The organism is Streptomyces xanthophaeus, from assembly GCF_000725805.1.
In the GTDB taxonomy this organism is placed as follows: domain Bacteria; phylum Actinomycetota; class Actinomycetes; order Streptomycetales; family Streptomycetaceae; genus Streptomyces; species Streptomyces xanthophaeus.
Window position 1 is genome coordinate 1 of record NZ_JOFT01000063.1, and the last position, 18,467, is coordinate 18,467.

At 72.5% G+C, this 18,467-nt stretch carries 15 protein-coding genes and 2 pseudogenes; 6 read left to right on the forward strand and 11 right to left on the reverse strand.

The window, feature by feature from the left end; all coding sequences use genetic code 11:
* Positions 1–98 (reverse strand): annotated as a pseudogene (locus IO30_RS47200) (class II glutamine amidotransferase); the annotation flags it as partial.
* A gap of 236 nt (positions 99–334) precedes the next feature.
* Between IO30_RS47200 and IO30_RS0128385 the strand changes: the two are divergent.
* The 5 genes from IO30_RS0128385 (at position 335) to IO30_RS0128405 (ending at position 7,974) form a co-directional block, all read left to right on the forward strand.
* The gene (locus IO30_RS0128385) at positions 335–1,264 is read left to right on the forward strand and encodes a cyclase family protein (RefSeq protein ID WP_031147560.1); all 930 of its coding nucleotides are present in this window, start codon (positions 335–337) and stop codon (positions 1,262–1,264) included.
* Positions 1,265–1,329: 65 nt separating this feature from the next.
* The gene (locus IO30_RS0128390; protein ID WP_031147562.1) at positions 1,330–4,074 is read left to right on the forward strand and encodes a SpoIIE family protein phosphatase; all 2,745 of its coding nucleotides are present in this window, start codon (positions 1,330–1,332) and stop codon (positions 4,072–4,074) included.
* A 141-nt stretch (positions 4,075–4,215) separates the two neighbouring features.
* A complete protein-coding gene (locus IO30_RS0128395) occupies positions 4,216–5,745 on the forward strand; it encodes a sugar ABC transporter ATP-binding protein (RefSeq protein WP_031147563.1) in 1,530 nt (509 codons plus the stop codon).
* Entirely contained in the window at positions 5,742–6,803 is a 1,062-nt protein-coding gene (locus tag IO30_RS0128400; RefSeq protein ID WP_031147565.1) for an ABC transporter permease, read from the forward strand. Before IO30_RS0128395 ends, IO30_RS0128400 begins: the two co-directional genes overlap by 4 nt.
* Before the next feature lie 34 nt (positions 6,804–6,837).
* Entirely contained in the window at positions 6,838–7,974 is a 1,137-nt protein-coding gene (locus tag IO30_RS0128405; RefSeq protein ID WP_031147567.1) for a substrate-binding domain-containing protein, read from the forward strand.
* A 19-nt stretch (positions 7,975–7,993) separates the two neighbouring features.
* Here IO30_RS0128405 and IO30_RS0128410 read toward each other — a convergent pair whose 3' ends face one another.
* From IO30_RS0128410 to IO30_RS0128440, 7 genes are all read right to left on the reverse strand, one after another.
* Positions 7,994–9,253, reverse strand: a complete 1,260-nt coding sequence (locus IO30_RS0128410; protein ID WP_031147569.1) for an MFS transporter — start codon at positions 9,251–9,253, stop codon at positions 7,994–7,996.
* A gap of 8 nt (positions 9,254–9,261) precedes the next feature.
* Entirely contained in the window at positions 9,262–10,401 is a 1,140-nt protein-coding gene (locus IO30_RS0128415; RefSeq protein WP_031147571.1) for a PLP-dependent cysteine synthase family protein, read from the reverse strand.
* Positions 10,402–10,535: 134 nt separating this feature from the next.
* On the reverse strand, positions 10,536–10,976 hold the full coding sequence (locus tag IO30_RS0128420; protein WP_157853393.1) for a hypothetical protein: 441 nt from the start codon (positions 10,974–10,976) through the stop codon (positions 10,536–10,538).
* Positions 10,977–11,107: 131 nt separating this feature from the next.
* On the reverse strand, positions 11,108–11,566 hold the full coding sequence (locus IO30_RS0128425; RefSeq protein WP_051902643.1) for a hypothetical protein: 459 nt from the start codon (positions 11,564–11,566) through the stop codon (positions 11,108–11,110).
* 158 nt (positions 11,567–11,724) lie between these two features.
* Positions 11,725–13,593: a copper resistance CopC/CopD family protein gene (locus tag IO30_RS0128430; RefSeq protein ID WP_051902645.1), complete on the reverse strand. Its 1,869-nt coding sequence runs from the start codon at positions 13,591–13,593 to the stop codon at positions 11,725–11,727.
* 187 nt (positions 13,594–13,780) lie between these two features.
* Positions 13,781–14,533, reverse strand: coding sequence for a GNAT family protein (locus tag IO30_RS0128435; protein ID WP_031147577.1), 753 nt, complete (start codon positions 14,531–14,533; stop codon positions 13,781–13,783).
* 37 nt (positions 14,534–14,570) lie between these two features.
* A complete protein-coding gene (locus IO30_RS0128440) occupies positions 14,571–15,695 on the reverse strand; it encodes an aminotransferase class I/II-fold pyridoxal phosphate-dependent enzyme (RefSeq protein ID WP_157853394.1) in 1,125 nt (374 codons plus the stop codon).
* 82 nt (positions 15,696–15,777) lie between these two features.
* On the opposite strand from IO30_RS0128440, the gene IO30_RS0128445 reads away from it, so the two are divergent.
* Entirely contained in the window at positions 15,778–16,587 is an 810-nt protein-coding gene (locus IO30_RS0128445; protein WP_031147581.1) for an acetoacetate decarboxylase family protein, read from the forward strand.
* A gap of 50 nt (positions 16,588–16,637) precedes the next feature.
* Here the strand turns inward: IO30_RS0128445 and IO30_RS0128450 are convergent, their stop codons facing one another.
* From IO30_RS0128450 to IO30_RS48185, 3 genes and pseudogenes are all read right to left on the reverse strand, one after another.
* Complete coding sequence (locus tag IO30_RS0128450; protein ID WP_031147583.1) at positions 16,638–16,847, reverse strand: MbtH family protein; 210 nt, start codon at positions 16,845–16,847, stop codon at positions 16,638–16,640.
* A gap of 1 nt (position 16,848) precedes the next feature.
* Positions 16,849–17,616: an alpha/beta fold hydrolase gene (locus IO30_RS48180; RefSeq protein ID WP_425338117.1), complete on the reverse strand. Its 768-nt coding sequence runs from the start codon at positions 17,614–17,616 to the stop codon at positions 16,849–16,851.
* Between the two features lie 75 nt (positions 17,617–17,691).
* Positions 17,692–18,467, reverse strand: a pseudogene (locus IO30_RS48185) (phosphopantetheine-binding protein); the annotation flags it as partial.

An 18,467-nucleotide genomic window follows, 5' to 3' on the forward strand; every position in this document is an offset into this window, starting at 1 on the left:
TTCGAGTGCAGGCTCTGGTCGATCAGCGAATGAGCCGGTTTGTACAGGATGGTGTCGAGCAGCATGGGTGTTCCCGAGTACGCGAGCCATCGGCACATGCGTCATCACCTGGGTCCTCACCGCACCGCGGGGTGCGGGAACGTGGGGATCTCGTGCGGCCAGTCCCATTCTCGGCTCCCTCCTCGGGGAGCGCACGCGGGCGTCGGCTTCCTCGGCGCCGCGCTCGTGAAGTCGCGCGCCGACACCGTCCATCACGGTGAGGCGTCGTAGGATCACGCGTCGTGTCCGGCCCGAGCGGCTGGACGTCCTCACGAGCCTGGAGCGCCGGGTGGAGATGAGCAGCAGCCCCGCCGAGGCGGTCTCCCGCGAGGAGTTCGACGCGCTCTTCGAGGCGGTCCGTACGTGGGGCCGCTGGCCCGAAGCCGACCGGGGCGCCTGGAACAGGGTGACGGCGGACCACGTCCAGCGGGCGGCCTCCCTTGTCCGGTCCGGCAAGGCCGTCCCCCTGGGGCGGCCCTGGGACACCCGGTCCGGGCCGGACAACGTACGGCCCGCGCTGCACTACATGTCCGACCTCGGCGACGTGGAGAGCCCGGAACCGTCCACCTACAAGGACTTCCTCGGCGCGGACTACCACGGCAAGGGCGTGAGCCATCTCGACGCGCTGTCCCACATCGCCTACCGGGGGCAGCTCTACGACGGCCGGACGGCGCACGAGGCCGTCGGCGCCGGGGGCGCCCGCTTCGGCGCGGTGTCGGCGCTCGGCCCCCTCGTCACCAGGGGCGTGCTGCTCGACCTGCCCGCCGTCCTGGGGGTGGACTGGCTGGAGCCCGGGCACGCGGTCCACGCGCGGGACGTCGTGGCCGCGGAGGAGGTGCTCGGCGTGACGGTCGGCGACGGCGACGCGGTGCTGCTGCGTTCCGGCCACGTCCGCCGGCGCCGGGAGACCGGCCCCTGGGACTCGGCTGCGGCGAGTGCCGGCTGGCACGTGGACGCCTTGCCCCTGCTGGCCGAGCGCGCCATCGCCCTGCTCGGCGGCGACGGGGACAGCGACGTACGGCCGTCACCCGTCGAGGGGCTGCACTCCCCCGTCCACGCGCTCGCCATCACCGCGATGGGGGTGCCGCTGCTGGACAACCTCGACCTGGAGGCGCTCTCCGCGGCCTGCGCCGGGGCGGGCCGGTACACGTTCATGCTCGTCGTGAGCCCGCTGAACGTGCCCGGCGGGACGGGCTCGCCCGTCAATCCCGTCGCCATCCTCTAGAGCCGGGAGGAATATACTCAAATCGGGTGATCGAGAGCGCTCCGGTGGTGAGGGGAGTGGTGCAGATGGGGGTCGTGGGCGACCACATCGGCCCCGTGCGTTCCCGTGACCGGTTTCTGCACGGCGAGTCGGTCGACGGGAGCGTGCGCAGCCCGATCCTGAGCTCGTGGGAGCGCTGCCTGCTGCTGGGGCTGTCACCGGATCAGACCGAGCTGCCCTTCACGGAGGACTTCGACCCGGACGGTCCGCTCGTGCGCGCCGCCGCGCCCGTGCTCGACCGGCTGCAAGCGATCTTCGCGGGCAGCCAGATGAACATCTGCCTCGCCGACGGGCACGGCACGGTCCTGGAGCGCCGCTTCGGCGACCAGTCCCTGCTCAGACATCTCGCCCCGATCCAGACCGTGCCCGGTTTCGTGTTCACCGAACGGGTCGCGGGCACGAACGGCATCGGCCTCACCCTCGCGGAGAGGCGTCTCGTCCAGGTCTACGGCGCCGAGCACTTCGCCGAGCGGTCCCAGTCGAGCGCCTGCACCGCCATCCCCGTGCGCGACCCGCTCAGCGGGCACATCGAGGGCGTCCTGTGCCTCGGCTACCCGTACACCGACGCGGACCCCGCGCTGGTCCCGTTGGTGCGCCGGGCGGCCGAGGCCGTCGAACGACGGCTGATGGAGCAGAGTTCGGAGCGCGAGCACGGTCTGCTCCGGGCCTACCTCGACGCGGAGAGCCGCGTGCAGGTGGGCGAGGGCATCCTGGACGGGCACCCGTTCGGCCTGGACGAGCTGCTCCAGTGCGACCTGGACCACCCCGACCAGCAGATCCTCAAGGAGCGGGCCACCGAGCTGATGTCCTCGGACCGGCTGGCCGCCGCCGAGGTCCCGCTGTCGCGCGGCCGTTCGGTGACCCTCGTGAGCCGTCTGGTGACGAGCCCTTCGGGGGCCGAGGGGGTCGTGATCGAGGCGCTCCTCCCCGAGGACGAGGACCGGCACGCCCCCGCACCCGCCCACGTCGACGCCCCCGCACCCGCACCCGCCCATGCCGGGGCCCCCGCACCCGCCGCCCCGCGCACCGCCGTACCGGCCGGCGGCACGGTCAGGGGCCTGGTGCTGGTGGGCGAGCCGGAGGTCGGGAAGTACGCCGTCGCGGCCCGGCGGCGTCTGGAGCTGCTGGCCGAGGCCAGCAACCGTATCGGCACCACCCTGGACGTGGAGCGCACCGCCTGGGAGCTCGCCGAGACGGCGGTCCCCCGCCTGGCCGACTTCGTCACCATCGACGTGCCCGAGTCCGTCCTGCGCGGCGAGGAGTCCGCCCAGCCCACCACCGAGATGCACCGCACCGTGGTCCACGGCATCCGCGAGGACTGCCCCTTCTACCCCGCGGGCGAGCACGTCACCCTGCGCCCGACGACACCCCACATGCGCTGCCTGGCGACCGGCCAGCCGGTCCTGGAACCCGATCTGAAGGCCGCCTTCGGCTGGATCGCCCAGGACCCCGAGCACGCGGAGCGGCTCCTCGCCCACAACGTCCACTCCCTCATCACCGTTCCGCTGCTCGCCCGTGGCGTCGTCCTGGGCATCGCCAGCTTCTACCGTTCCCAGGACCCCGCCCCCTTCGGGGACGACGACCGCTCGCTGGCCCAGGAGCTCGCCGCCCGCGCCTCCCTGTGCATCGACAACGCCCGCCGCTACACGCGTGAGCACACCCTGGCCCTGGCCCTCCAGCGCAGCCTTCTCCCGCACGGCCTGCCCGAGCAGGACGCCGTCGAGGTCGCCCACCGCTACCTGCCCGCCGAGACCGGCGTGGGCGGCGACTGGTTCGACGTCATCCCCCTCTCCGGCACCCGCGTCGCCCTGCTCGTCGGCGACGTCGTCGGCCACGGACTGCACGCCGCCGCCACCATGGGCCGGCTGCGCACCGCCGCGCGCAACTTCGCCGAACTGGAACTCGCCCCCGACGAACTCCTCACGCACCTGGACAACCTCATGGTGCGCCTCGACCGGGAGGAGGGCGGCGACAATCCCGCCGTCGGCAGCACCGGCATCGTCGGCGCCACCTGCCTGTACGTCGTCTACGACCCCACCACGCAGGAGTGCACGATGGCCCGCGCCGGGCACCCGCCGCCCGTCCTGGTCCGTCCGGACGGCACCGTGACCCTCCTCGACCTGCCCGCCGGACCTCCGCTCGGCCTCGGCGGCCTGCCCTTCGAGTCCATCGAGATCCGCCTCCCCGAACACAGCCAGCTGGTCCTCTACACCGACGGGCTGATCGAGGACCGGCACCGCGACATCGACGTGGCCCTGGACGAACTGCGCCGCGTGCTGGCCCACCCGGACCGGGCTCCCCGGGACACCTGCCAAGCCGTCCTGGACGCCGTGGCACCCGAACACCCCGCCGACGACATCGCCCTGCTCGTCGCCCGCACCAACGCCCTGTCCCCCGACCGCATCGCCACCTGGGACCTGCCCGCCGACCCGGCCCTCGTCAGCGAGGTCCGGGCCTCCGCCGTCGCCCAGCTGAGCCGGTGGGGTCTGGAGGAATCGGCGTTCGCCACGGAACTGATGCTCAGTGAGCTGGTCACGAACGCCGTCCGCTACGGCACCGCGCCCATCCGGGTGCGCCTCATCCACGACCGCACGCTGATCTGCGAGGTCCACGACGCCAGCAGCACCGCCCCCCGCATGCGCCTGTCGACGAACACCGACGAGGGCGGCCGCGGCCTGTTCCTCGTCGCTCAGCTCGCCCAGGCCTGGGGCACCCGCTACACCACCGCAGGAAAGGTCATCTGGGCCGAGTGCGCCCTGGAGGCGGCATGACGCGCGGCACGACGCGTCCAGGGCCCTCGCGGACCGGTTCACCCGTTCACACACTGAAGTCGGGCAATTCGTCGATATAGCGCAAACTCCCCGTAGAATCCCGCATGCAGTCGGGAAGAACTCGGAGGCCGACCCCCGGAGATGTCTGTGCACGACGCTCCCGACACCTCGGATCCCCTGGTCCGCGTGCGCGGTCTCAGCAAGCGGTTCGGCGGCACCCTCGCGCTGGACGCGGTCGACCTCGACCTCCACGGGGGGAGCGTCCTCGCCCTGCTCGGCCCCAACGGCGCCGGCAAGTCCACCCTCATCAAGGTCCTCGCCGGGGTCCACCACGCCGACGCGGGCGAGGTGACGGTCGCGGGACACCCCCTCGGCTCCCATGCCGCCGCCCTCGACATGTCCTTCATCCACCAGGACCTCGGCCTCGTCGAGTGGATGACGGTCGCCGAGAACATCGCCCTGGGCGCCGGCTACCCACGCCGCTACGGACTGATCTCCTGGCGGCGCACCCGTGAGCACTGCGCAGAGGCCCTGCAACTCGTCGCCGGACACCTGGACGCCGACGCACGCATCGCCGACCTCGCCCCCGCCGAGCGTTCGCTCGTCGCCATCGCCCGGGCCCTGGCGACGCGGGCCCGGTTCCTCGTCCTCGACGAGCCGACCGCCACCCTCCCCGCCGCGGACTGCGCCCGGCTGTTCGACGTACTGCACGCCCTGCGCGACCGCGGACACGGCATCCTCTACGTCAGCCACCGGCTCGACGAGGTGTACAAGGTCGCCGATTCCTTCGCCGTCCTGCGCGACGGCCACGTCGTCGCCCGGGGCCGGCTCGACGGCTACAGCCCCACCCGTCTGGTGCGCGCCATCGTGGGCCGCGAACCGGCCGGCCACCGGCCCCTGACCTCACCCGCCACCGGGCCGCCCCTCCTGAGCCTCGACGCCGTGACCACCCCGTACGCCGGACCGGTCAGCCTGGACCTGCGGGCGGGCGAGATCCTCGGCATGGTCGGCCTGACCGGGGCCGGCCACATGGACCTGGGCCGCGCCCTCGCCGGCGCCCGGCCGCTCCTCGGCGGGCGGGTGCTGCTCGACGGCAGGCCGTACCGCCCGTCCTCGGTCCGCGCCGCGCTGGACGCCGGGGTCGGCTTCGTGGCGGCCAACCGTCAGGAGGAAGGCTGCGCCGCCCGGCTGACGGTGCGGGAGAACTTCCTGGCCAACCCCCGGTCGGCCGGCGTACCGGCCTGGCGCTGGACGGGTCCGCGGCGCGAGCGCGCCGAGGTGGACGCCCTGATCGACCGGTTCTCGGTGCTCCCCCGCGACAGCGAGGTGCCGATCGCCACCCTGTCCGGAGGCAACCAGCAGAAGGTCATGGTCGGCCGGTGGCTGCGTGGCCGCCTGCGCCTGCTCGTCCTCGAAGAGCCGACCGCCAGCGTGGACGTCGGCGCCAAGGCCACGATCTACCGCCTGCTCGACGACGCGCTCGCCGCCGGACTGGCGGTCCTGCTCATCTCCACCGATTTCGAGGAGGTCGCGGGCGTGTGCCACCGCGCTCTGGTGTTCGTACGCGGGACCGTGGCCGCCGAGCTGACCGGCACGGCCCTCACCGTCGCCGAACTCACCCGGACCGCCTCGGTCATGCCCCCCATCACCGGAGCTACGACGAGCCGATGACCACCTTCCCCTCGCCCCGGTCCGTACGGGACCGCCTTCGCGGGCACCTCCTCGGCACCTACGGCCTCCTGGCCCTCGCCGCCCTGCTCTTCCTCGTCTTCTCCGTCGCCCTGCCGGACACCTTCCCCACGCAGGACAACATCTCCTCGATCCTCTCCAACCAGTCGATCCCCGCCATCCTGGCGCTCGGCGCAACGATCCCCATCGCCGCCGGCAAGTTCGACCTGTCCATCGGCTACGGCCTCGGCCTGGCGCACGTCATGGTGATGCAGCTCATCGTCAACGAGGGCTGGCCCTGGCCCCTCGCCTGCCTCGTGGTGGTGTGCGGGGGTACCGCGGTCGGCGCGCTCAACGGCGTCATCGTCGAGTTCGGGCAGATCGACTCCTTCATCGCCACGCTCGGCACCGGCAGCATGATGTACGCCTTCACCGGCTGGATCACCGACGGCGCCCGGATCGTGCCCGGCCCGGACGGCCTGCCCGCGGCCTTCACCGGGCTCTACGACTCCCGGTTCCTCGGGCTGCCGCTGCCCGCCTTCTACGTCCTGGCCGTCGCCGCCGTGCTCTGGCTGGTACTGGAGCGGCTGCCGGCCGGCCGGTACCTGTACGTCATCGGCTCCAACCCGCGCGCCGCGGGCATGATCGGCATCCCCACCCACCGGTACTCCGTCCTCGCCTTCGCCGCATCCGGCCTGGTCGTCGGCTGCGCCGGGGTCCTGCTCGCAGCCCAGCAGCAGACCGGCAACCCGAGTGTGGGACTGGACTACCTGCTGCCCGCGTTCGTCGGCGCCCTGCTCGGGTCCACCGCGATCAGACCGGGCCGCGCCAACGCCCTCGGCACCGTCGTGGCCGTCGCGGTCCTCGCCATCGGCCTGGCCGGGATCGGCCAGCTCGGCGCCCAGTTCTGGGCCACTCCGCTGTTCAACGGCGCCACCCTGCTCATCGCGGTCGGCCTGGCCGGCTACTCGGCCCGCCGCCGGCTGCGTACCGGCGCCACCGCGACCGGCCGCTCCCACGCCGAACCGTCGTCCGCACCGCCGCAGAACGGCCACCCCTGAACCACCCCGTACGCGCACCCTCGTCAGGAGCACCGTGCATTCGAACGCCAAGACCAGCCGCACCGCCGCAGCCCTGCTGACGGTGTCCGCCGCCCTCGTCGCCGGCTGCGGGGGCGGGCCGTCGGCCGACAGCGGGCCCGCGCAGGCCGGCTGCCCCGCCGCCCTCGCCAAGGCCCGTACGGCCGTCCAGCAGGCGGAGAACAGCGACGCCACCTGGACGGGCCCCACCACCGGCCCCGCCGCGGTGCCCGGCAAGACCCTCGTCTACGTGGCGCAGACCATGACCAACCCCGGTGTCGCGGGCGTGGCGAAGGGACTCCAGGAAGCCGCGCGGACCATCGGCTGGAAGGTCCGGGTGATCGACGGCGAGGGCACTCCCGCGGGCATCCAGGCGGCGCTGAGCCAGGCGGTCACCCTCAAGCCCTCGGGCATCGTCATCGGCGGCTTCGACCCCCAGCTGACCGCGCAGCAGACGGCGCGCGCCCGGGCGGCCGGCATCCCGCTCATCGGCTGGCACGCCGTGGGATCGCCGGGCCCGGACGAGGCCTCCGGTCTGTTCACCAACGTCACCACCAACGTGGAGGACGTGTCCAGGATCAGCGCGGACTGGATCATCTCGGCGTCCGACGGCGACGCCGGAGTCGTCGTCTTCACCGACGACTCCATCCCGTTCGCGAGGAACAAGTCCGAACTGATCAAGAAGGAGCTCGCCACCTGTCCCGGCGTGAAGATCCTCGCCTACGAGAACATCCCCATCCCCGACGCGAGCAGCCGCACCGCCCAGGAGGTCTCCTCCCTCCTGTCCCGCTTCCAGGACCGGTGGACGCACTCCGTCGCCATCAACGACCTCTACTTCGCCGACGCCGCTCCGGCGCTGCGCGCGGCGGGCAAGCCGGGATCCGGTCCGCCCTTCAACATCGGCGCGGGCGACGGCGACCCGTCCGCCTTCCAACGCATCAACAGCAAGCAGTTCCAGGCCGCCACGGTCCCCGAGCCGCTGTCCCAGCAGGGCTGGCAGATCGCCGACGAGTTCAACCGCGCCTTCGCCGGCGTGCCGGCCAGCGGCTACGTCGCCCCCGTCCACATCGCCACGGCTGCCAACAGCGGCGGCGCCACGTCGTGGGATCCGTCCGGGTACCGGGAGGCGTACCGGAAGGTCTGGCGGAAGTGAGGGCGTACCGGCGTGGCCCTCAGACCCGCGCGAGCGCACCTCCGCGGGTGGCCAGGCGTCCGGTCCGGGCCAGGGCGGCGACGGCGGCCGCGCAGGCCAGTCCGGTCACGGTGAGCGCGAGCCAGGTGACCCACAGGGCCTGCCTGCGGAGGGCGAAGTCCCACAGCGCGCCGGTGACCAGGTTGCCGAGGGTGATGCCGAGGCCGGAGACGGTGTTGTGGAGCCCGTAGTGGGTGGCGACCAGGCGGTTGCCGGACAGGGCCACGACGGTGTCCATCTCGAAGGGGTGGACGACGGCGCCGCCCACGGCGAGGAACACCACGGCCACGGTCAGGGAGAGCAGCCACAGGTACGGGAGCCCGGGCGGGGTGAACACCAGCGGGAGGAAGGCCAGTCCCATGACGGCCAGCCCCCGGACCAGGGCCTGCTCCGGGCTCCAGTGGCGTTTCGCCCAGCCCGTCAGCCGGAGCTGCCCGGCCACGGCCACACCCGCCGACACCACGAACAGAGCGCTCGTGGCCCGGGTCGCCGCGACCTCGCCGAAGACCTCCCCCGCGGCCAGGGGCAGGGCGAGGTACACCTGGAAGGTCAGGACGTAGGACCCGGTCATCGCGAGCGAGAAGAGCAGGAACGGCCGGTTGGCCGCGACGGTCCGCCACTGCGCCCGTACGCCCTCCGGGGCACCGGCCCGGGCGGCGGCGTCGCTGCCACGGTCGGGCAGCGCGCGCCACTGCAGCAGGGTCAGCGCGGCGAAGATTAGGGCTGCTGCCGCGCACACGGCCCGGAAGTCCGCGGCCAGCAGGGCGAGTCCGACGAGCGGGCCGAGCAGCATGCCGCCCTGGTAGTAGACGTTGAAGGCGGCGAAGGCGTCCACGCGCCGGTCTCCCGCCTCGGCGGCCAGGTAGGCCCGCACGGCCGGGTTGAACAGCGCTCCGGCGAATCCGGTGGCGGCGGAGGCGGCGATGAGCGCCGGGAGGGTGTCGGCCCAGCCGAGCAGCCCGAATCCGAGGGTGCGCAGCAGGCAGCCGGCCATGATCGGGGCCTTGTAGCCGTAGCGGTCGGCGAGGGTGCCGCCGATGAGGAACATGCCCTGCTGGGAGAGGTTGCGTACGCCGAGCACCAGGCCGACGGCCCAGGCGGCCAGCCCGAGACTGCCGCCGAGGTGGGCGGCGAGGTACGGCATGAGCATGTAGAAGGCCAGGTTGATGGCGAACTGGTTGGCCATCAGGAGCCGGACCGCGGGCGGGAAGGAGGCGGTCCGGCGCCACAGGGTGCTCATCGGGATCCTCATCGCGGTCCTCCGGCCGGCTCGGGTCGGCGCGTGGCGCCGAGGGGGTCGAGGACGGTGGTGCACCGGGTCCAGCGGGTGACCGTCCTCTCTCCCGGGTAGGTGATTTCCTCCGGCTCGTCGGCGGGCGGGCCGTCCAGGAGGCCGTGCGCCCCGCAGTACGCGTCGTCGAAGACGGTGCCGACGTAGCGCTGGGGTCCGTCGGGGAAGACGGCGACGATCCTCGACTCCGCGGGCATGGCCGCGGCCAGCCAGCGCGCGGTGAGCGCGACCGCGCCGACGCTCCACCCGCCGCTCGCGTACCGGCTGCGGGCCAGGGCGCGGGCCGCCCACACCGCTTCGGCGGGGCAGACCCAGTGCACCTCGTCGAACAGCTCGTAGGCCACGTTGCCGGGGTGGATGCTGCTGCCCAGTCCGCGCATCAGGCGGGGCGCGGCGGGCTGGCCGAAGATCGTGGACCCGGTGGTGTCCACGCCCACCACCCGCAGGCCGGGGAAGAAGCCGCGCAGGACGGAGCCGATGCCGGCGGAGTGGCCGCCGGTGCCGACGCTGACGACGAGGGCGTCGATCCGGCCGAGCTGGGCGACGAGTTCGTGGGCGAGGGGCCGGTATGCGGCCACGTTGTCGGGGTTGTGGTACTGGTCGGGGCACCAGGAGCCCGGCTGGGCGGCGAGGAGTTCGGCCACCCTGTGCCGGCGTGCCTGCTGCCAGCCGCCGACGGAGTGAGGGGCGTCGACGAGGTCGACGTCGGCGCCGTAGGCCGTGAGCAGACCGGTCAGCAGCGGTTCCACGGCGGGGTCGGTGACCACCGTGACGGGGTGCCCGAAGGTCACTCCCGCCAGGGCCAGGCCCAGGCCGAGGGTTCCCGAGCTCGACTCGACGATCCGTGCGCCTGGACGGAGTTCACCGCGTTCGCGGGCGGCCTGAACCATGTGCAGGGCGGTGCGGTCCTTGATCCCGCCGGGGTTGCAGCCTTCGAGCTTGGCCCAGAACCCCCGCCCGGCTGCGGTGAAGGGCTCCCCCACCCACAGGGTGGGCGTGTTGCCCACCAGGCCTGCGGGGGTGAGCGTGGGCCGCCTGGTCTCGGCCAGGAACTGGGCGGGCGGGACGGGGAGGACGGACGGAGCGAAGGAGTTCATGACGTGCTTCTCCCTCGGCCGGGGCGCGTACGAGGGCACGCGGACGGCCGTGTCGGGGGGATGGCGGCAGCTGGGGGAGGAGCCGCGGCAGCAGGCGGTTGCACCGGCCGCATCACGCGCGGCTCACCTGCCCGTCAGGTCCGCCACACACCCAGACGTGCCCGGACTCCCCCGGCGCCCTGACCGCCTGCGGCACCCGGTGGACGGCCGTACCCGTACCCGTACTCGTGCCCACGCCCGGGCCCCGCGGCAGGGACGGGCCCGGGTTCCGCCGGAGCGCCTTCGGCCGCGGGAGGCGGTGCAGCGATGTCCCGGGGTGCCTGCACGGCGGGTTCGTCCGCGTCCGCACAGCGGCCTACGCCGCCGTCGGCGGGGGCCGCCTGCGGTACGCCGGCCTGCGCCGCGGGCACGGCCGCCTGCCCACAGCCGGTCGAGGCCACGGCTCCCGCCGAAGAAAGGGTGTCCACCCGGGCGGTGCCCGCGCCGGAACCCGGGGAGACCGGGCCGTGTGCGCAGACCAGCAGGTGGAGGAGAGCGGCCAGGGCGAGGGGCAGCACCGCCCCGGTCCAGGACACACGGCGTCGGCTACGCGTGCGCACCGCCCTGATCGCCATAGATGCACACAGTAATCACACCAAAACGTGAAGTTGCCGTCCGGCGTGGCCCGGTACGTCAGATCGGGTGAAGCCCGGCGCTGCGCGGCCGCTCACGGTGCACCTGTGGCACCCCCGCCGTCCACGCTGTCCACGCACATCAGCGACACGATGAACATCGTCTGGATGCCCGGTGTGGGATTGCCCGGCAGGTTGGCCAGGACCGTCCAGTTGCCCTTCCTGAGGGTGAGCGTGCCGCTGCCCATGTCGGGGCCGTCCTGCCAGCCGTGCTCGGAACGGGCCCGCGCGAAGGCCGCCTTCAGGGCGGCGTCCACCGCCTCCGACGCGTGCCGTCCCGAGAGGCGTTCGGAGCACATGCCCTGCGCGTTCGAGGGTTCCCTGGCCGCCGTGACGCCCTCCGCCGTCAGTACCGAGGCGATGTCCGACACCGCGGTGTCGGCGGGCAGGGGCGGACCCGAGAAGCGCGGGGGCAGGGGGCCGAGGTCCCGCAGCGGATGGGCGCAGGCCGTCACCGTCACCGTCATCAGCGCCGCCACGGCCAGGGACGCCATCGCCGTGCGCCTAGCCCGCCGTCGCACGATGGTGCCCGTCTTCTCTGCCCTCTTCGTCCACTGCACGGCCGTCAGTTTCGCATCCCGCTGATCTTGACGAATCACCGGGACGGCACGGGCAGGAGCGGGCAGCAGCGGGCAGGAGCGGGCAGCCACCGTCACCGCGGTGGCGACGCGATGCGGACGGTCTCGCTCACGGTGACCTGGTCGATCTCGGTCGTGCGCACCGTGACGTCCAGGGTCCATACGCCGGGCATGGGCAGCCGCAGGTCGTAGGCGGCCCAGTGCCCCTTCTGATCCTTGAGCTTGGCGTCGAGCGGGCCGATCCCCAGCTCGTCCTGGGTGAGGGTGAGACGGAGCTCGGGGACGGTCGCGAAGCCGCCGTCCGCGGTGTACACCACGGCTTCCACCGTGTTCTCGCCGACGCGTCCCGGAGCCAGCGTGATCTGCACCGTGCCCTGGTGGTTGGCGCTCCCCATGTCGAACGCGAGCATGACCACCTTCGCGGGCGGCTCCTGAGCGGTGGCCGCCGCCGCGGTCTCGGCGGCGGCGCGGCTGGGCTGGGTCCCGGTGAGCAGGGTGGTGATCACCAGGACCCCCACGCTGAGCACTGCTTCGATGGTCACCGTGCGGCGCAGGCTGCGCCGGTAGGCCTGGCCCTCGGAGCCGGCGGGCCCGTTGTCGCCGCCCGCGCCGGGGGCGGCGGGCGCGCCGACCGGCTGCAGGACCCTCACCCGTTCGGACTCGGGCACCTTCGCCGTCGTCCTGGACGGCGGCGCCTCGTCCACGAGTCGGGCGGTCCACCGGCGGGAGAAGGCCGCCGCGGCCAGTACGAGGACCACGGCGACGAGTTTGACGATGAGGATCCGGCCGAACGAGGTGGTGAACAGTGCCTCCCAGGAGCCCACCTGCCGCCACGACTGGTACATCCCGGTGCCGGCCAGCACGGCGACGGCGGTGAAGGCCAAGGTCGAGAAGCGGCCGATCGCGGACGCCGGGATGTCGCGGCTGCCGGGCGCCCGGCGCCGCAGGACCGTCAGCAGGGTGATCAGACCGCCCAGCCAGAGCCCCATCGCCAGTAGGTGCAGCACGGCTACGGGAACGGCCAGCGGCACCTGGATCCCGGCGGCGGCGTGTTCGGCGGCGGCCCAGGTGAACGCCAGGCCCAGGGCGAGCGCCGCCCCGGCCAGGCGGACCCGGCCGCCGGGACCCCGTGGCCGCGGTCCGTCGTCCTCGGGGCGGCCTGGTACGACCGACCGCCTCAGCAGCACGGCGGTCAGGGCGAGCAGCACCAGCCGTACGGCCAGGGCGAGCCCGGGCCGCCCGGTGAGGGTACGGCCCAGCTGGGCCGGGTCGAACGCCGAAGCCAGTGGGCCGGCCGTCTCGTACGGGCCGCGCAGCAGCAACAGGGCCACGGTGGACAGCAGCAGCGTCGACCATCCGATGGCCAGCAGCCTGCGCACCGGACGCAGCGCGCCCGCGGCGGGCCAGCACACCAGGACGAACGCGGTGGCTCCGACGAGGAGGGCCAGGCCGCTGTACGCGGCGTAGCGGAAGAACCCGTGCAGGCGGCTGGCCGCCGTCGCCTCCGGTGGACCGGACGCCACCACGGCGGCCGTCTCGGACGGCGCACCGATGGAGAAGACGAACGCGCCGGAGATCGGGTGGCCGTCGGCGGAGACGACGCGCCAGGCCACCGTGTAGGTGCCTTCGGGCAGTTCGCCGGACAGCTCCACCCGGGCGGTGTTGCCCTTGCCGTCCACGTGCTGCGCCGGGCGCGGGTTCGCCCGTTCGTTGTCCGGCGAGAGCACTCTGAGCGAGTCCTCCGAGAAGCTGACCGATTCGGTGAAGGTGAGCGTGACCTGCTGCGGGGCCGTGGCCAGGACGCTGCCGTCCACGGGGTCGGCGCTGCTGAGGCCTGCGTGCGCAAAGGCCGGGCCCGCCCCGCCGAGGATCAGGGCGAGGAGTGCGGTGACCAGCGCCAGGACGGTCAGCGCCGTCCTGGCGGGAGGCGATCCGGTGTGCATCAGGAGGCAGCCTCCGGGGTGGCGGTCGTCCGCGGCGGCACCGCCGCCCTGGGCTCGCTCACGGCGAGATGGGGACCGTAACGCCGCCTGCTCCGGGGCGGGGCGCCTTGAGCAACTTCCGCTAAAGGGTGGTGCAGAAGGCTCGGCCCGGGCACTTTCCCTGTATGGGCGCGCTCGGTCGCCCGCCCTACTGCCCTGCGCGCAGATCGTGTTCCACCCAGATGTTCGGCTCCACGTACACGCCGTAGTCGTGCTCCAGCGAGCAGTTCACCGGCACGAGTCCGCCCGGGACGCGTACCGGTCCGGTCCTGTCGAAGGGCAGCCCGGTCCAGGAGCGCCATTGGGCGAGTGATCCCGGGACGACCATGGACGTCGGTGCCAGGCCCACGACGCGGCCTCCCATGCGGACGTGGGTACGCAGCCAAGGATCCGCGGGAAGTCCGTCCGGGCCGGTCCTGACGGCGTACTCACCCATGGGGGTGTCGGGATGCTGCTGCTTGGCCGTGGGACGCAAGGGTACGACGAGGGTGGTGAAGCCGCGCCCTCGCGCGTTCTGCGCCATGGCCTCCAGGACTGCTGCGGACAGGCCTTGTCCCCGGCGGGCCGGGTCGATCACGATCTCGACGGCGCTCACGGTGTCCGGCGTCCGGCCGCTGCGGAGGTCGGAGAAGGCCCAGATCAGGAGCCGGTCCCAGCCGTCCGGCGGCAGCTGCCCGCGGCCCGGGACGCGCAGGGCGAAGGGGATGCTGTGCCCCCGGGCCACCACCCGGGCGCCGTCCGTGGCCACGATCGTGAAGTCACGGAACGCGTCGGTGAACTGGCCGTAGTGCGCATCGGAGACCGGGCCGTGGTACATGAACTCCGGCCAGCCCGGGTCCAGGTCCCACAACTGGCCGAGCAGGTGGGGTCGTTCTGCGAGCGTCGATATCTCGAGGTCCACGGGTCGTCTCCTTCGGGGGTTGTCGTGGTGGCGGTGTCTATTCGGCGGGCGCTTCGGTCCATGCCGCGGCCAGCTTCCTGGCCGCGGCCTGCAGCCGGTCGGGCGGATGTGCTGCGAAGGAGAGGCGGATGCCGTGGGGGCGGCCGTGCGCCGAGCCGAAGCGCGAGCCCGGGGCCACCGGCACTCCGGCGCGCCAGGACGCCGCCGCGATCCGCCCGTCGTCCAGCCCCTCGGGCAGCTCCACCCAGACGAACAGCCCTCCCTCCGGCACGGCCACGGTGAAGTCGCCCGGAAGGAGCTCCTGGAGCGTGCCGGCCAGCGCGTCCCGGCGCCGGCGCAACCGGCCCTGAAGTACGGGCAGATGACGCTCGTAGAAGCCGCTGCTCAGCAGGGTGCTCACGGTCAGGGCGCAGATGTGGCTCGGGCACCCGCCGCTGGCGAAGGCCCCGCGGGCGGCGAGACGTGAGGCCGTCTCCGCATCGGCCACGAGCCAGCCGAGCCGGAGCCCCGGTGCCAGCGACTTGGAGAAGCTGCCCAGTTGCCAGATGCCGTCGAACGATGCGCGGGCCGCCAGTGACTTCGGCTGCGCCGACGGGTCCAGTCTCACGTCGGCGTACGCGTCGTCCTCCAGGACCAACAGGCCGCGCCGCCTCGCCACCTCCACGACGTCCCTCCTGCGGCGTTCGGGCATGCACGTGCCGGTCGGGTTGTGGAAGGTGGGGATCAGGTAGGCGAAGGCGACCGTGCGTCCCGCTGCGCGCGCCTGCCCCACGGCGTCGTCGAGCGCTGCGGGGCAGATGCCCGAACCGTCCCGTGCCACTTCACGCACGACCAGTCCGCGGTCCTCGAATATCCGACGCCCGAGGTCGTAGCTGAGCTCCTCCACCAGGACGACGTCGCCCGGTTGCGCGGTTGCGCCAGCCAGCAGGTCGAGCGTGTGAGAGGTGCCCGCGGTCACCAGGACCTGCCCGGGTGCGCAGTCGACGCCCTCTCGCCGGGCGATCGCGGAAGCCATGGCCTCCCGGAAGGGCAGCGGCCCCTGGCTGTGTCCGTAGGACAGGGCATCGGCTCCGTACCGGGAGAGAGCGTCGGAGAAGCCCTTCGCCAATTCGTCGAGCGGAATGACGGCCGGGTCCAGATATCCAGGACCGAGATCACACATCCCTTGCACCGGCTCCTGCTGAAGAATCCCCGCCTGCCTGATTCCGCTGCGCATGGCGGAGCTTCCGGGGTAGCGTCGCACCATGTCGGACAACGCTCCAAAAGAGCCCACAGGATATTCCCTTCCCTTGTCTCCGTCCGGGCGGTCATCGATGGTGACCGAGCCTCCTTGGCATTTCTCCGGGCGAATGCTCTGGATCGATTACCGCGTGTCACCTGATGCCGCCCGGGCATTCCTGCCGTCGACGCTGTCCCCTGATGCGGATCCGGGCGCCGCTGCCGCCGTGTTCTCGGAATGGCAATGGTGTTCCGCGTCGATGGACGAACTGGACGATCCGGTGCGGTGCCAGTTCTCCGAGTTCCAGATCCTCCTCGGGTCCCGGTACGAGGGCCGGCCGGTGGCTCGCTGCCCCTACGCATGGGTGGACTCCGCGGTCTCGCTCGTCAGGGGCTGGATCCAGGGGATGCCCAAGCAGTTCGGAACCGTTCGCATGACGATCCCGGTCGGCGTGGGGCGGGCCGGCGGCCGGCTCGAAGCAGGAGGTCGGTTCGCCGCTTCCCTCGCGGTGAGCGACCGGCGCCTGGTCGATGCCCGGGTCACCCTGTCCGGGCGTGTGGAGTCACCTCCGGCGCTCAGCCGGGTGCCGCTGGTCCACAGCCTCGTCACCCCGGGGTGGACGGGTGCCGAGAACGGGGACCCACGGCTCGTCAGGTCCCGGGTCGATGCGGTCGAGTTCTCCCCGGTCTGGGCGGGAGACGCTGACCTGACCTTCCACGAAGGGGCCATGAAGGACCTGGACCCCGATCTGGCGAGCCTGCTGCCGCTGGAGGTGGGGAGCGGCTACCACTTCGAGTACGCCGAGACCCTCGTCGGTGGCGAGTCCCTCTCCTGAGAGGACGGGGCCCCGCCACCCTCGCACCAGGGTGGCGGGGCCCCTTCGCGTCATCCGCCCATCTCGGCCACGAGGCTGTTCGGCCGCAGGTCGGTCCACTCGCGCTCGACGTACTCCAGGCACGACCGGCGGGTCTCGGCCCCGTGCACGGTGTCCCATCCGGCGGGCACCTCCAGATGTGCGGGCCAGAGGGAGTGCTGGCCCTCCGCGTTGATCAGGACCAGGTACTGGGATGCGTCGTCCTCGAACGGATTGGACATGTCATTCTCCTTCTTCGCTCTGGTGCGCGCTCTGCGCAGAGGAATTGAGTGCACTGTTGAGAATCGAGCAGATCCGCTCCAGGGGATCCGGGTCCATCATTTCGGCGTGCCGGAAGGGAATCGGATGGTCGGCGATCCGTCCGCCGACGTAGGGCCTCCAGCGTTCGACGGATCCGCTGTCCGTGAGACCGACCGCGGCCGTGATCGTGAGGACGTCACCGTCGAAACGGTTGGGGGTGAACTTCCCGGCCAGGCGGGAATTGTCCGCATAGGCGTTCACGAGCCTTCCCACGGCTTCCTCGTCGAGCCCGAAGCCCCTGTCGCTCTGCCGCACGAACTCCTGCGACAAGTGGGCTCGATATTCGCCCGTGCTCATTCCTGCGGGCATGTCGAGGCCTGCGTACTCGTAGAGGGAGACGAGGATGTCCCGTTCCGTCTCCTCCCCGCTCGTGCCGCGTCCGGGCTCCCGCTGCTCCGGGTGCGCGTCGAGCAGGGCGACGACGCCCACGTCCTGACCGGCCGCGCGAAGTTGCACGGCCATCTCGTGCGCGATGACGCCGCCGAGGGACCAACCCGTCAGGTGGTACGGGCCGTGCTCCTGTACCTGCTTGAGCACCTCGATGTAGTCGGCTGCCATCGCCTCGATCGACGCAGGCGGCTCACTGCCGGCCGCGAGGGCACGTGACTGCAAGCCGTACACCGGCATCCCCCGCTCCAGCTGGGGCAGCATCCGTGCGTAGCCCCAGCTGAGCCCGGCGACGGGATGCACGCAGAAGAGGGCGGGCCCCTCGCCGTAGCGAAGAGGCAGGAGCGTGCCGAAGCCCGATCCGGCGTCGTGGAGGCCCAGACCGAGGGCGAGCCCGCCGGGTGTGGGCGTCACGAACAGGGAGCTGATCTGGAGTTCGGCGTTGAGGGTGGTGCGGATGCGGCTGATGAGGCGGGTGGCGAGGAGGGAGTGGCCGCCGAGGTCGAAGAAGTTGTCGTCGACCCCGACTTCCGGGAGGCCCAGGACCTCGGCGAACAGGCCGCACAGGTGGTGTTCGAGCGGGGTCGCGGCGCGCCGGTCGGAGACCATCGCGGCGAAGTCGGGGGCGGGGAGGGCTTTGCGGTCGAGCTTTCCGTTCGGGAGCAGGGGCAGCCGGTCGAGGAGTACGACCGCGGCGGGGACCATGTGGGCGGGGAGCCGGGTCGCCGTGTGGGCACGGACCTGTTCAGCGGTCATGCCTGAGGTAGCCGCTGTCGGGGTGAGAAGGGTGTAGGCGACGAGCTGGTCCTGGTGGGGGATGACGTGTGCGGTGGCGACTGCGGGGTGCTGGGCGAGGACGGCTTCGATCTCGCCGAGTTCGATCCGCATGCCGCGCAGTTTGGGTCACTGCGTCCGACGAAGTGGAGCTGGCCGGCGGGCGTCCAGCGGGCGAGGTCGCCGCTGCGGTACATGCGGGTGCCGGGCGTGAACGGGTTGGCGACGAACCGTTCGGCGGTCAGGCCCGGCCGGCGGTGGTAGCCGCGGGCCAGCCCGGCACCCGCGATGTACAGCTCACCCGTCACCCCCGGCGGCACCGGCCGCAGTCCCGCGTCGAGTACGTACACCTGCGTCTGGGGGGTCGGTCGCCCGATCGG